Below are 12,427 nucleotides of genomic sequence, written 5' to 3' on the forward strand. Positions count from 1 at the left end.
AAAGATAAATTTAGTATTTTTTGGATAAAATCAGTCTTTTTAAATTTACTTCAGTTTGGAAAATTATGGATTTTGATTTTATTGCTAAATTTTATCCTATGTATATAAAAGCCGGCATTTTAACGCTTGAACTAGCGTTTTTGGGTATATTTTTCTCTATCACTATAGGCATTTTATGTATGGCGATTAGATATTTTCACATTAAGCCTTTAAAACCGCTAGTAACGGGATACATCGAGCTAAGCAGAAACACCCCTCTTCTTATCCAGCTTTTCTTTTTATACTACGGCTTGCCAAAACTTGGTATAAATTTAAGCTCATTTTCATGTGCGGTTATCGGACTTGCCTTTTTGGGCGGAAGTTATATGGCAGAAAGTTTTAGGCTAGGATACGAGTCGGTAAGAATATCCCAAATCGAAGCAGGACTTAGTATCGGACTAAATAAAACGCAAATTTTATACCATATCGTCTCGCCGCAAGCCTTTAGAGTGGCGCTTCCAAGCATCAGTGCAAATGTGATATTTTTGTTAAAAGAAACCTCGATCGTAAGCATAGTCGCATTAGCCGACCTTGTCTATGTCGCAAAAGATATCATCGGACTTTATTATAAGACAGATGAGGCACTGTTTATGCTAGTGATGAGCTATCTAGCCATCATATTACCTATCTCGTTTGCCTTAAGCATATGGGAAAAAAGGATGGCAAATGCAAGGAGTTAATATACTTTTTGAACAAGAAACTCTAATGCGCCTCATGCAAGGCTTGCTAGTAAGCCTTGAAATTTCGGTCATTTCTATTATTATTTCTGTTTTTGGCGGCTTGGTGCTTGGCGTTTTAATGAGCCTAAAAAACAAACCACTTTATTGGCTACTTAAAATTTGCCTTGAGATAGTGCGCATAATGCCAACCATCGTTTGGCTTTTTATATTCTATTTTGGTCTTACAAGGGCTACGGGGATGCATATTAGCGCGTTTATGGCCTCGCTTTTAGTTTTTAGCGTATGGGGAGTTTTTGAGATGATGGATATCGTGCGCGGCGCAGTCGTCTCCATACCAAAACACCAGTTTGAAAGTGCACAGAGTCTAGGACTAAACAAATTTAAAATTTACACTTATGTTATCGTGCCTTTGGCGTTTCGTAGGCTGGTTCCTGGAGCCGTAAATTTACTTAGTCGTATGATAAAAACAACGTCTATTGTTGTGTTAATTGGTGTTGTAGAAGTTGTAAAAGTAGGTCAGCAAATCATCGAACGACACGTATTTACAAACAATATGGCGCCGTTTTGGGTTTATGGTTTTATATTCTTTTTATATTTTATAATCTGCTATCCAATCTCTAAATTTTCAAAAAAATTAGAAGAGCGTTGGGGCTAAGGAGTGAAATTTGGACTATATTTTAGAGCTTAAAAACGTTAATAAATTTTATGGATCATCACAGGCTTTACATGATATAAATTTACAAGTAAAACAAGGTGAAGTCGTAGTTCTTCTAGGACCTTCGGGATGTGGTAAAAGCACAACTTTAAGATGTATAAACGGACTTGAGAGTATAGCTAGCGGCGAGATAATCATAGCCGGCGATACAGTGACAAAAGACTATAAAAACTGGACAAAAATGCGCCAACGCGTGGGAATGGTCTTTCAAAGTTATGAACTTTTTGACCACATGAATGTGCTTGAAAATATCATGCTAGGTCCCATAAAAGCCCAGGGCAGAAACAAAGAAGAAGTAGAAAAAGAAGCAGATATGTGGCTTGAAAAAGTCGGCCTTAGCGATAAAAAATTTGCCCGTCCAAAAGAGCTTAGTGGCGGTCAAAAACAACGTATCGCCATCGTAAGAGCGCTTTGCATGAACCCGGAACTAATGCTATTTGACGAGGTTACGGCAGCACTTGATCCTGAAATCGTCCGAGAAGTGTTAAATGTCATACTAAATTTAGCCAAAGAGGGCATGACGATGCTAATCGTAACCCACGAAATGGACTTTGCCCGCGCAGTTGCGGACAGGATTGTATTTATGGACGGCGGACATATAATTGAACAAAACACGCCTGAAAAATTCTTTTCAAATCCAAAAACCGAACGCGCTAAAAAATTCTTAAATTTATTTACATTCTAGTCAGATAACGGCAATTTTTTTATTATTTTGCCGTTATTTTTTACATTATATTTATTTTTTAAATATTTAAACTTCTTTTTAGTAAATTTCTAATACTATTTTGGTCTTATTTTAACACAAGGAGAAAGAGATGAAGAAAATTATTTTTTCATTTTTAGCACTTATCGCTACCGTCTTTCTAACGGGTTGTGGTAATGACAAAGTTGCCGATGCGCAAAATGACGCACTGGCTAAAATAAAAGAGCAAGGATTTGTTCGTATAGGCGTTTTTAGCGACAAACCACCGTTTGGATATATCGGCAAAGACGGCAAAAACGAAGGCTATGACGTTTACTTTGCAAAACGTATCGCAAAAGACTTGCTGGGAGATGAAAACAAGGTAAAATTTGAACTTGTAGAAGCTGCAAGCAGAGCTGAATTCTTAGTTGCAAACAAAGTTGATATAATCCTCGCAAACTTCACCAAAACACCCGAACGTGCACAAATAGTTGATTTTGCATTGCCATATATGAAAGTTAGCCTTGGTATAGTTAGTCCAGATGGCGCTCCTATAAAAGACATAAGTGAACTAAAAGGCAAAAAACTGATCGTAAACAAAGGCACAACTGCCGATGCTTATTTTACTAAAAATCACCCAGATATAGAGCTTTTAAAATTTGACCAAAATACAGAAACATTTGGCGCGTTGCTTGATGGTCGTGGTGCTGCTTTAGCTCATGATAACGCCCTACTTTTTGCATGGGCAAAAGAAAATCCAGGTTTTAAAGTTGGAGTTGAAGCTCTTGGAGATATCGACGTGATCGCTCCTGCAGTTAGAAAAGGGAACAAAACTTTACTTGAGTGGATAAACAACGAGATAGCAGAACTTGCGAAAGAAAATTTCTTCCATAAAGCTTACGATGCAACACTTAAACCAATTTACGGCGATAGTGTAAATCCTGAATCTTTAGTCGTTGAAGGCGGCAAACTTTAATAAAAGGAGCTCTTGCTCCTTTTATCTATCCTGAAGTCATAAACAATTAATACAAATCTTAATATTTTATAAAGCTTTCAACGCAATTACAATGGAGCCTTTGCAGAATAGCATCATAATATCTCTCATCTTTTTCTATGCCGATAAATTTTCTATCGTATCTTTTTGCTATAAACGGAGTCGTTCCGCTCCCTGCAAATGGATCAAGCACTATATCGCCAACATTTGAAAAGCCTAAAATTATGCGTTTTAATAGCTCCTCCGGTTTTTGCGTCGGGTGCAAAGCCTTGCCGCTATTTTCGTCTTTTAGTCGCTCCTTGCCTTGACAAAGCGGGATTTGCCACACGTCTCTAAGCTGTTTTTTGGAGCCATCTTTTTGTCTATCAGGATTTAGTTCTTTTAAAATTTCATAGTTAAAAACCCAACCGCTTCCTTTGACCGCCCATACTACGAATTCCGTCGTGTGGGTCAAAACTCGCCTTGTTAAATTCGGCATTGCGTTTGTTTTTTGCCACGTGATTATGTTTTTTATCTCAAATTTGCTATGCTTTAAAGCCGTAATCGCTTCAGCGATATTGTGATAGCTACAAGCGATAAAAATAGATCCGTTATCTTTTAATGTTTTACTACAAAGCTCCACCCATTCGTGAGTAAATCGCTCGTATTTATCGCTATCCATTTTATCCCAAGCTTCATTTACCATAAAATAATCACCGCCAGTTTTATTATTTATAAGTTTTAGCCCGTTACCAGATAGATTATATGGCGGATCGGCAAATACAAGCTGAACGCTTTTTGGTTTGATTGTTTTTAAAATTTCAATACAATCTCCGTGATAAATTTTGTTCATATCAAGCTTTCTTTATAGCTTAAAATTTTTACAGGGATTTTTGCCATCCACTCATCGCAGTTTTGTGATATCTCCACATCTTTTATGATAAAATCCAGCAAATTTTTAAATTTAATATGAGAAATCATCTTTTTATCCGCTTTTGCCGTTTTGACGGCGGTTAAAATTTCTATGATTTGAGCTATATTTAGCGGGATTATCTTTTGTTTTTTGCCCTCATATTCATATTTGTTTGCTATCCAAAAAGTATTTAAAGTGTCTCTGTGAATTTTGGGAGCAATAAAAATGCAGTAGTTATCTTCTTTTGCAGAAACATTTTCAAACTCCCTTAAATGCCTCATCACAGGCTGTCCTTCATTATACCATTGATTGCGTCCGCTTAGGATCGTAACTTCGCAAATAGAGTTAAACCCATCATAAAAACACTCAATATCTGGTCTATTTGCGGGTGCTGTAAATATTATCTCATTATCATCGCCAAAAAGCGAATTGGGCTTTATTTTAATCGCGTCATTAATGATATTTAATGATAAATTTATATATTTTTCAAGTGCAATGCTAGGCTTGATATCAAGTTTATTTATGTTTTTTAAAGCCTCTATTACCTTGTCTATGTTGTCTAAATTTTCAAACCTAGCTTTTAGAATCAGATTTAAAAGTTCACCTCTATAAGCTCTAAGCTCTGTTATTTGGCTCTCTAATTCATCGCTTTGTATCACAAAAGTCTCTTTTAAATTTAAGCTTTTTTCTAGCTCTTTTATTTCGCATTTTAGATTATCAAGAATTTCGTTTTGCTTATCTTGCCAAGGCAAAATAGGTAAATTTTTATCGCAAATGTATTTTTTATATTCATCTTTTGTAAAATCATCGGCGGTTGCGTTAAACGAAGTAAGCAGATTCCTAATCTCCACAGACCTCCTAGGCTCTAAATCTATATAATATCCGCCGCCTCTTATGTAGATAAGACGCGTAAGCCTAAAATATCTTATGGTATTATCCGCATAATCTTTTAAATTTTTAAATGTGGCATTTTGAAAGTCTGCAAAAAAATTATTTATATAATTATCTATAAATTCTTGCTCTTTTTTGTAGTCTTTTATCTTACCAAGCTCGGTTCTAAAGTCGATTAAATTTTGAGCCTGGGTCTTTAGACAGGTAAAATCCAATAAACTTTGTGCAAAAATAGTAAATTCGAGCTTTGAGATACCTTTTGCTTTTAACCCTTTGTTTTTACAAATTTGATTTACTTCGTTTATTAGATGAAGTGTCGCGATAAAGGGCTTTATATTGTAAATTTTTGCATCCGCAAATTCTTTATCGACGGGGTTTGGATACTGCCATTTTAAAAAACTTTTTAGATAAAGTTCGCCTAAATCAAGCTTGTCTAGTAAAAAATCTCGCCCCAAATCGGTAATTTTTATAAATTTATTTTCTATCGTAGCAAGTCCGATTTTTTCAAGCGGTTTAAAAGAGGTTCGCCCACGCATTGCGGGGTCTTCATAGTTTTTTGCCTCAAAAATTTCCATCGCCTTATCAAGCGAAATCTCGTTATTCGGGTTATCTATAAGTTTAATTAAATTTTTATCTAACCCGTTATAAAACTGCGAATTTGAAAATCCGTAAACGCGATTTTTAATAAGTCTAGCTTGAAATTCCATCTGAGCTAAGCCGTCCCAAGCTCTGCCGTCTATTTCACTTAACGTAGCTAAAAAATCTTTAAGCCTCTCTGGGTTTCTAACGGTTGTCGAAATCGACCAAACTTTTTTATTCATTGTATTTTTCTTGCAAAATCTTCGGTTGTTATATTTCTAGATTTTATTGTTACCACTTGATATTCCGGCTCTGATGTTTCAATAACTTCTTCTATATGTTCTTTTGTGCCACCAATTAAATTATAAATACTACTTGGACGCATATTATCTGTATTGGTTTTTTTAGTTATGATTTTTTTAGTGATTGGTTTAATAATCTCTTTTTCGGCACTCTCTAAAATGGTCATTTTTTCTTGAATGTCAAAAACTTTCATTTTAAGTTTTGGAATTTCTAAAATACCCAAACTCTCATTTGTATCTGGATCAAATATCTCTCCGTCTTTTTGAAATACAATAAATATATCGGTTTGATTTATATTATCAATCCTACCTTTATTTATAGTTACCTTAGTATTATCTATTATCTTTATTATCTTTGCTTCCATTTTTCATTCATCTCCTCTTAGTTTTTGAATATCGTAGTTTTTTAGTATTAAGCTAAAGTATAATTTTCGCATATTATTATCTCGCTTTTCATTTAACCAATAAAATTTAATATGATAAATTATATTATCACTTTGTATATGTTTAATACACCCAATCCCTATAAAATTTTCTACATCATATTCATCTATATAATAAACTTTTATTATATCTTCGTAACTTAACTTTATAGGAGAGTTGTTTTTAAATAAAAAACACCCTTGTAACTCTTTTTTTAAATCCTCTAATGGAAGTTTTTCAAACATATTATAAGTTAAAAAATATTTTTGATTACAATTGTGTATATACCCAACTAAAAGCGTTATAATAACAATAGATATAAATATAACAAGAATAAGCCATTTTATACTTAATACTGAATTTATATCAATACAAAGAGTAACTATTGATGATAAAAATCCTGCAGTAGCGATAGATACTGAAAAGATATGTTTTTTAAAATAATCAACAATACTTTTTATCATTTATCGACCTTTACAAAAAACACTCTCTCAAAATTATTATCTCGTCTTGTGTTACCTACGTTAAATTCCCTATGTTTTTGCTCAAAAATTTTAACTTTTCCTCTAGCACCCAAAATTCGCACTATATCTTCATCGCTGATTTTCGCATTACTTCTGTGATTGCCTTTATTTGCCATATTGTTGTATGAAAAAAGTATAAATTTACACTTTGCATTTTGCACTAAATCCGCAAAAAGCTTTGTCGCATTTACGCCGCTATATCCGCTTTTTATCTTACTTCTATCAAATTTTTTAGCCACTCCAAATACTTGCGGTTTGCTCCAAAGTGCCAAATTTTCAAGTAGATGATAGCTATCGCTATATTGTCTTGAATTATATGGTGGATCAAGATACAAAACTTCGCAACTTATCCGTTTTATTAGCTCATTTGCGTCAAGTTTGTAAATTTCGTTTTCTTTGTTATTTTGCCTGTTGATTTGCGGCAACAAAAGCTCAAATTTACGCTCTTTTATCTCTTTTTTGATATACGCGTCGTAGTGCCCGACGGTGTTTGCTATCTTGTCTATAGCATAAATTAGCGAAGTTATAAGTATAAATTTCTCTTGTTCGTTTATCTTTTTTGCTTTATATAAATTTTCAATTTCTTCTCTTATTAGACCTATTTTTACGGCATTTTCTAAGCTAAAATAAAAGTTGCCGAAATTTGACGAGAAATAGTTGTCTTTTTTGCTTTTTAGCACATTTAATTTTTTTAATATTTCTAAAATTTTGCTCTCATCAAATTTTTCAATCCCTAAAAACGTGTTTAAATTTACAAAATTATGATAAAGCAAATCATTTGATATTATTTTATTATCAGGCTTATTAAAATACTCGCCCACAACGCCGCTTCCTGCAAATATATCGCAAAATTCTGCGAAATTTCCTATTTCATTTTGCACTATTTCGCCGATGAAGGGCAAAATTTTAAATTTATTTCCAAGATAGCGTCGTTGGTGGATTTTCAAAATTTTAACCAGCTTTCTATCTCATCTATCTGCACTTGCACACTCGCATTTGCTGTGCCACCTTTTGAGCTTCTAGCCTCTTTTGACGCATTTAGATCTAGAAATTTCACAGCATCGGCACTTAAGCTTTCATCTATGCTTGCAAGCTGTTCGCCTGTTAGTTCGCTTAGATCTACACCCAAATTTTCAGCATACGCCACGGCTTTGCCGGTGATAAAGTGCGCGGTTCTAAACGGCACGTTTTTCTCACGCACAAGATAATCAGCCAAATCCGTCGCACTCAAATGCCCTTTTTTAGTCACTTTTAGCATATTTTGCTCGTTAAATTTGGCCTCTTTTAACATCTCGTTTAGTATATGCACGGACGTAAGTGCGGTATGCACGCTATCAAATACGCCCTCTTTATCCTCTTGCATATCTTTATTATATGCTAGCGGCAAGCCCTTCATCACGGTTAAAAGTGCAATCAAGTTACCGTTTACCCGCCCTGTTTTACCGCGTATCAGCTCTGCTACATCGGGGTTTTTCTTTTGCGGCATTATGGAGCTTCCTGTTGAGTATGTATCGCTTATCGTTACGAAGCCAAATTCTTGCGAACTCCATAAAATTAGCTCTTCGCAAAGCCTTGAAGCGTGCGTCATCAAAACGCTTATGTTAAATAAAATCTCTAACGCAAAATCACGGTCAGATACGCTATCCATCGCATTTTGCGTAGCACCTTTAAAGCCAAGCTCACGTGCCGTCATATCCCTATCTATCTTGTGCGGAGTGCCTGCAAGTGCGGCAGAGCCTAGCGGAGATAGGTTATTTCGCTCCACAGAGCTAGCAAAACGCTCAAAATCGCGTCTAAACATAAATGCATAAGCCATCAAATGATAAGCGAGGCTAACAGGCTGTGCGTGCTGAAGGTGCGTAAAACCTGGCATCAGCGTGTCTTTGTGAGACTTTGCGATATTTGCTAGTGTGGCAATGAAAGCGCGTAGTTCAGCCATTATCTCCTTGCCGCTTCTTAACACGAAAAGGCGAAAGTCAAGAGCTACTTGATCATTTCTGCTACGCGCGGTGTGAAGCCTACCGCCAAGCTCCTTGCCAATGATCTCGCTTAGGCGCTTCTCCACGCTCATGTGGATATCTTCATCCTCTATCTTAAACTCAAATTTACCACTCTCTATCTCAGCTAAAACACCATCAAGCCCTTTGATGATAGCCTCTGCCTCATTTTGCTTTAAAATCCCGCAAGCGCCAAGCATCTTTGCGTGCGCCTTAGAGCCGGCGATATCCTCACGGTATAAATTTTTATCAAAGCCGATAGATGCGTTAAATTCCTCTAAAAGCCTGCTACTCTCACCTGAAAATCTCCCCGACCACATCTTTTTCATAACTTTTCCTTTGTCAAATTTAAAAGCGTTATTGTATAAAATTTAAGCTAAAAAAGCGCTCACGCCACACCGGTGCGCAAAATTTTACTATGCGTCTTTGGCGGAACGCCAAACATCCTGGCATACTCGCGACTAAATTGCGAAGGACTCTCGTATCCCACGTCAAATGCAACCTGTGCAACGCCGATCCTTTTGTTTGCCAGCAAGTTTTTAGCCTCCTCTAAGCGGATCTTTTTTTGAAAGGCAAGCGGAGACAGCGACGTGATAACTTTGAAATTTTGATAAAGTGAAGACTCACTCATATCATAAGAGCGTGCAAGCTCTTTAACGCTTAGCTTCTCTTTAAAATCGTTTTTTATCTTAGCGATAACTCGTGAAATTTTATTAGATACACTGCCTTGCATCGCAAATTTGCTTAGGAAATACCCGCTTTTGTCGTTTGTTACAAGGGTATAGAGTATCTCTTTTTTTGCAAGGTCCGCTAGATAGTTTATCTTTGATTTTGGCTTTTCAAGTAACCAAACAAGCTTTAAAACCGGCTCTAAAATTTCATCAGTTAGCTCGCTAAAAAATACACCTTTCTCACTTTTTTCACTCTTTTGTAAACTTCCTTCGTTTATATCTACGCTTTTTAGCACCTCATAGACCTCTTCAAGGCTAAATTTTAACGCCAGCGAGATATACGGTTGCTCCTTTGAAGCTTGTGAAATTCGCACCTTTAATGGCACGTGAGTAGATGAGAGAAGATAGGTGTTTTCATCATATCCGTACATATCGTCACTAAAGCCCACTGCTTTAACCCCTTGTAGAATTATACATAACGATGGTTCGTTTATCACGCTTAAAAAATCATGCGTAGTATCACTGATATAAAAATTAAGTGAGCCGATATCACTTTTAGCCAAGCCGTTTATGCCGTATTTTCCAAGCAGAAATTCTTTTGTCTGTTCTTTAAGTTGTTTTATGTCAGTCATCTTTCCCCTCTCTTTAAATTTTACAAAATTATAGCTAATTTTAGTAAATTTGTAGAATTAGGCATAAAGTTATAAATTTTTAATAAACGCGGTGTCATTTTATAACATAGCAATCAAAAAGAAAGAAAATTTAAAATTTTAATCTAAAAACAAGTATTATATGCTTAGAATAATAAATAACACTATTGCGTTAAGTCAGAAAAATGATATAATCGAGGAACAATATGGGAAATAAATTAAGAGTGCGATTCGCGCTCGCTAAAAAGTTAATTACAATCTACCTATTTACCCATATTGCTTTATAATTTATGGAACTAAATCAACTCAACTCACTGAAAAATATCTCAACAAGCTTCAATGTTCCAATAGACTTTCTACAGTCAATCTTATATAATAAACACAATAAAGAATATATTGAAATTTTTAACATACCAAAGAAAAATCCAAAACAAATAGAGAAATATAGAGAAGTTATAAAGATAAATACCCCATATAATATATTTTACAAAGAGTTTCTTTTTAATATCAAATAAGAAATAAAGCAAAATCAAGACCATTTTATCAGCGATATAGCACATGGTTTTATAAAAAATAAAGGCATACTAACAAATACACAAACGCATTTAAATAAAATATGCATTGACCTAAGAAGTGGATTAACGGATACATAAAAAACAAGCTTTTTCACTACTGAGAAGACAATATGTCAATAAGAGAAAAGTATATTTCAATACTCAGAGAATTAAATATTGAAGCTCAAATAATGTTTAAATCAGAAGATAAATCAATTGATGAAATGAGCAAAGAAGTCTATCAAAGCAACTACTACACTTTATTTAATTGTTTGATAAAAAATGTATTAAGAAGATATAGAAATAATACAAACATTATAACCTTTGAGGAAAATTCAAAAATTTCAGCAACAAGATTGCAACAGATTGTTTTAGAAAGAAAAGATTTTTCCCAACTACCATAATAATTAAAAATGGCAAAGACGATATTTTGCTATCCATCCCAGACTACATTTTAGGGATATTAAGAGACTGCATGAAAGAAGACTTTTCCCAAAGAATAAAAAAACCAAAACCAGGACAGCGATTATACGAAGATATAAATTTGTATAAAATTTCAGACAAAATTAGATTAATTGCAGATTTAACAAATGGTCGATTTTTCACTAGGCAAAATAAAGATAAGGCGGATTGTTTAAAAATCAATGAACATATACATAAAAATCGTAACACAACTTGACACATATGCTAATGGATATCAATCCAAAACACACATAAAAAACCACGATAAACCAAGTATATAATAAAACCCAGTAATCATCTACAATGAGCAGATATTTTAAAAATCAACAAAACAAAGTTAAAAGATAATAAAGAGAAAAAGTAGTGGTGGGTTCACCAGGACTCGAACCTGGGACCATCCGGTTATGAGCCGGATGCTCTAACCAACTGAGCTATGAACCCGCCAGTTGAATTGAAGTTGTGATTATACACGAAGAAAGCTTATTAAAAACTAAAATTTAAAAAATTTAGTAAAAAATTTCAACGCTCATGCCTTGTGGCGTTTTATCGACAAAATGAAATTTTGTATCTGTATTTTGTGAAAAACCACTGTAATTTTGGCTTTTACCGCCATGCATATCGATAATGCCCTTTTGACTAGAGATCAGTAGCGAAATAAAAATAGATAAAATAATTAAAGTTCTCATATATTTAGCCCCAAATTTGGGGCTTTTGTATTATTTATAGTTTTTTATCGCAGAGTCTAGTATAGCTTGTGCTTCGCTAGCACCTTTAAATTCTTTGACCTTAACCCATTTGTTAGGTTCTAAAATTTTATATGTTTCAAAGAAATTTTTAACCTTATCAAGTGTCGCTTTTGGCAAGTCTTCGTAAGATTTTATCGCGTCATATCTAGGGTCGATCTTACTAACAGGCACAGCAAGAAGCTTTTCGTCCATACCGGCTTCATCTTCCATGACCAAAACCCCGATCAGGCGACAAGGTATCACACTGCCTGCTTGAAGAGGATATTCATTTAGCACTAAAATGTCAGCCGGATCGCCGTCAGCTGCTAATGTGTTTGGCACAAAACCGTAGTTTGCAGGATAAAACATGGCCGAGTAAAGCACTCTGTCAACTACCACTGCACCACTTTCTTTATCTATCTCGTATTTTATATTTGAACCATAAGGTATCTCTATAACTGCGTTTATTTTATCCGGATTTGAACCGACTTTTATCTTTGAAATGTCCATTTTGTTCCTTTATAGTTAATATGATCCAAAATACTAATACAAACTTGCTTTTAATCTAATAAAGTCACCATTTGTTGCCTTTTTATTTACATCAAAACATCTTTATAATATAATACCATTTGGTTTTCTTATGTTTA

At 34.6% G+C, this 12,427-nt stretch carries 15 protein-coding genes and 1 tRNA gene; 6 read left to right on the forward strand and 10 right to left on the reverse strand.

What is annotated here, in order from left to right; genetic code table 11:
- Nucleotides 1-65 precede the first annotated feature (65 nt).
- The 4 genes from CCAL_RS05530 (at nt 66) to CCAL_RS05545 (ending at nt 3,092) form a co-directional block, all read left to right on the forward strand.
- Nucleotides 66-719, forward strand: a complete 654-nt coding sequence (locus CCAL_RS05530; RefSeq protein ID WP_169935541.1) for an amino acid ABC transporter permease — start codon at nt 66-68, stop codon at nt 717-719.
- Nucleotides 706-1,374, forward strand: coding sequence for an amino acid ABC transporter permease (locus CCAL_RS05535; protein ID WP_170015554.1), 669 nt, complete (start codon nt 706-708; stop codon nt 1,372-1,374). The genes CCAL_RS05530 and CCAL_RS05535 overlap by 14 nt, the downstream gene beginning before the upstream one ends.
- A 10-nt stretch (nt 1,375-1,384) precedes the next feature.
- Nucleotides 1,385-2,119 (forward strand): amino acid ABC transporter ATP-binding protein, encoded by a 735-nt coding sequence (locus CCAL_RS05540; protein ID WP_194239089.1) that lies wholly within the window; start codon nt 1,385-1,387, stop codon nt 2,117-2,119.
- A gap of 130 nt (nt 2,120-2,249) precedes the next feature.
- Nucleotides 2,250-3,092 (forward strand): cysteine ABC transporter substrate-binding protein, encoded by an 843-nt coding sequence (locus CCAL_RS05545; protein ID WP_170015556.1) that lies wholly within the window; start codon nt 2,250-2,252, stop codon nt 3,090-3,092.
- Between the two features lie 58 nt (nt 3,093-3,150).
- Here the strand turns inward: CCAL_RS05545 and CCAL_RS05550 are convergent, their stop codons facing one another.
- The 7 genes from CCAL_RS05550 to CCAL_RS05580 are packed head-to-tail and all read right to left on the reverse strand — an operon-like array spanning nt 3,151 to nt 10,021.
- Nucleotides 3,151-3,942: a DNA-methyltransferase gene (locus CCAL_RS05550; RefSeq protein ID WP_169935535.1), complete on the reverse strand. Its 792-nt coding sequence runs from the start codon at nt 3,940-3,942 to the stop codon at nt 3,151-3,153.
- On the reverse strand, nt 3,939-5,714 hold the full coding sequence (locus CCAL_RS05555; RefSeq protein ID WP_170015558.1) for an AlwI family type II restriction endonuclease: 1,776 nt from the start codon (nt 5,712-5,714) through the stop codon (nt 3,939-3,941). Before CCAL_RS05555 ends, CCAL_RS05550 begins: the two co-directional genes overlap by 4 nt.
- Nucleotides 5,711-6,139 (reverse strand): hypothetical protein, encoded by a 429-nt coding sequence (locus CCAL_RS05560; RefSeq protein WP_169935531.1) that lies wholly within the window; start codon nt 6,137-6,139, stop codon nt 5,711-5,713. Before CCAL_RS05560 ends, CCAL_RS05555 begins: the two co-directional genes overlap by 4 nt.
- 3 nt (nt 6,140-6,142) lie before the next feature.
- Nucleotides 6,143-6,661 (reverse strand): hypothetical protein, encoded by a 519-nt coding sequence (locus CCAL_RS05565; RefSeq protein WP_170015560.1) that lies wholly within the window; start codon nt 6,659-6,661, stop codon nt 6,143-6,145.
- Entirely contained in the window at nt 6,658-7,668 is a 1,011-nt protein-coding gene (locus tag CCAL_RS05570; protein ID WP_228026725.1) for a DNA adenine methylase, read from the reverse strand. The genes CCAL_RS05565 and CCAL_RS05570 overlap by 4 nt, the downstream gene beginning before the upstream one ends.
- Nucleotides 7,665-9,047: an argininosuccinate lyase gene (gene argH, locus CCAL_RS05575; protein WP_170015562.1), complete on the reverse strand. Its 1,383-nt coding sequence runs from the start codon at nt 9,045-9,047 to the stop codon at nt 7,665-7,667. Before argH ends, CCAL_RS05570 begins: the two co-directional genes overlap by 4 nt.
- A gap of 59 nt (nt 9,048-9,106) precedes the next feature.
- Nucleotides 9,107-10,021, reverse strand: a complete 915-nt coding sequence (locus CCAL_RS05580) for an AraC family transcriptional regulator (protein ID WP_170015564.1) — start codon at nt 10,019-10,021, stop codon at nt 9,107-9,109.
- Nucleotides 10,022-10,724: 703 nt separating this feature from the next.
- Between CCAL_RS05580 and CCAL_RS05585 the strand changes: the two genes are divergently transcribed.
- Together CCAL_RS05585 and CCAL_RS05590 are read left to right on the forward strand one after the other, a co-directional pair.
- On the forward strand, nt 10,725-10,997 hold the full coding sequence (locus CCAL_RS05585) for a hypothetical protein (RefSeq protein WP_170015566.1): 273 nt from the start codon (nt 10,725-10,727) through the stop codon (nt 10,995-10,997).
- A 71-nt stretch (nt 10,998-11,068) separates the two neighbouring features.
- Complete coding sequence (locus tag CCAL_RS05590) at nt 11,069-11,272, forward strand: hypothetical protein (RefSeq protein WP_170015567.1); 204 nt, start codon at nt 11,069-11,071, stop codon at nt 11,270-11,272.
- A gap of 147 nt (nt 11,273-11,419) precedes the next feature.
- On the opposite strand, the gene CCAL_RS05595 is transcribed toward CCAL_RS05590, so the two are convergent.
- The 3 genes from CCAL_RS05595 to ppa all read right to left on the reverse strand — a co-directional run bounded on the left by CCAL_RS05595 (nt 11,420) and on the right by ppa (nt 12,290).
- Nucleotides 11,420-11,496, reverse strand: a tRNA-Ile gene (locus CCAL_RS05595).
- Nucleotides 11,497-11,561: 65 nt separating this feature from the next.
- Nucleotides 11,562-11,741, reverse strand: a complete 180-nt coding sequence (locus tag CCAL_RS05600) for a hypothetical protein (protein ID WP_170015569.1) — start codon at nt 11,739-11,741, stop codon at nt 11,562-11,564.
- Nucleotides 11,742-11,771: 30 nt separating this feature from the next.
- Nucleotides 11,772-12,290, reverse strand: a complete 519-nt coding sequence (gene ppa, locus CCAL_RS05605) for an inorganic diphosphatase (RefSeq protein WP_169935518.1) — start codon at nt 12,288-12,290, stop codon at nt 11,772-11,774.
- Between the last annotated feature and the right edge of the window lie 137 nt (nt 12,291-12,427).

Origin of the sequence: Campylobacter sp. RM6914, from assembly GCF_004803835.1 — a bacterium.
GTDB classification, from domain to species: domain Bacteria; phylum Campylobacterota; class Campylobacteria; order Campylobacterales; family Campylobacteraceae; genus Campylobacter_A; species Campylobacter_A californiensis.

Bases quoted from the DNA above. Each gene is read 5' to 3' on its own strand.
- CCAL_RS05545 (WP_170015556.1), top strand. From the start codon at position 2,250: ATGAAGAAAATTATTTTTTCATTTTTAGCACTTATCGCTACCGTCTTT.
- CCAL_RS05550 (WP_169935535.1), bottom strand. From the start codon at position 3,942: ATGAACAAAATTTATCACGGAGATTGTATTGAAATTTTAAAAACAATC.
- CCAL_RS05555 (WP_170015558.1), bottom strand. From the start codon at position 5,714: ATGAATAAAAAAGTTTGGTCGATTTCGACAACCGTTAGAAACCCAGAG.
- CCAL_RS05530 (WP_169935541.1), top strand. From the start codon at position 66: ATGGATTTTGATTTTATTGCTAAATTTTATCCTATGTATATAAAAGCC.
- CCAL_RS05580 (WP_170015564.1), bottom strand. From the start codon at position 10,021: ATGACTGACATAAAACAACTTAAAGAACAGACAAAAGAATTTCTGCTT.
- CCAL_RS05560 (WP_169935531.1), bottom strand. From the start codon at position 6,139: ATGGAAGCAAAGATAATAAAGATAATAGATAATACTAAGGTAACTATA.
- CCAL_RS05535 (WP_170015554.1), top strand. From the start codon at position 706: ATGCAAGGAGTTAATATACTTTTTGAACAAGAAACTCTAATGCGCCTC.
- CCAL_RS05585 (WP_170015566.1), top strand. From the start codon at position 10,725: ATGTCAATAAGAGAAAAGTATATTTCAATACTCAGAGAATTAAATATT.
- argH (WP_170015562.1), bottom strand. From the start codon at position 9,047: ATGAAAAAGATGTGGTCGGGGAGATTTTCAGGTGAGAGTAGCAGGCTT.
- CCAL_RS05590 (WP_170015567.1), top strand. From the start codon at position 11,069: ATGAAAGAAGACTTTTCCCAAAGAATAAAAAAACCAAAACCAGGACAG.
- CCAL_RS05600 (WP_170015569.1), bottom strand. From the start codon at position 11,741: ATGAGAACTTTAATTATTTTATCTATTTTTATTTCGCTACTGATCTCT.
- ppa (WP_169935518.1), bottom strand. From the start codon at position 12,290: ATGGACATTTCAAAGATAAAAGTCGGTTCAAATCCGGATAAAATAAAC.
- CCAL_RS05565 (WP_170015560.1), bottom strand. From the start codon at position 6,661: ATGATAAAAAGTATTGTTGATTATTTTAAAAAACATATCTTTTCAGTA.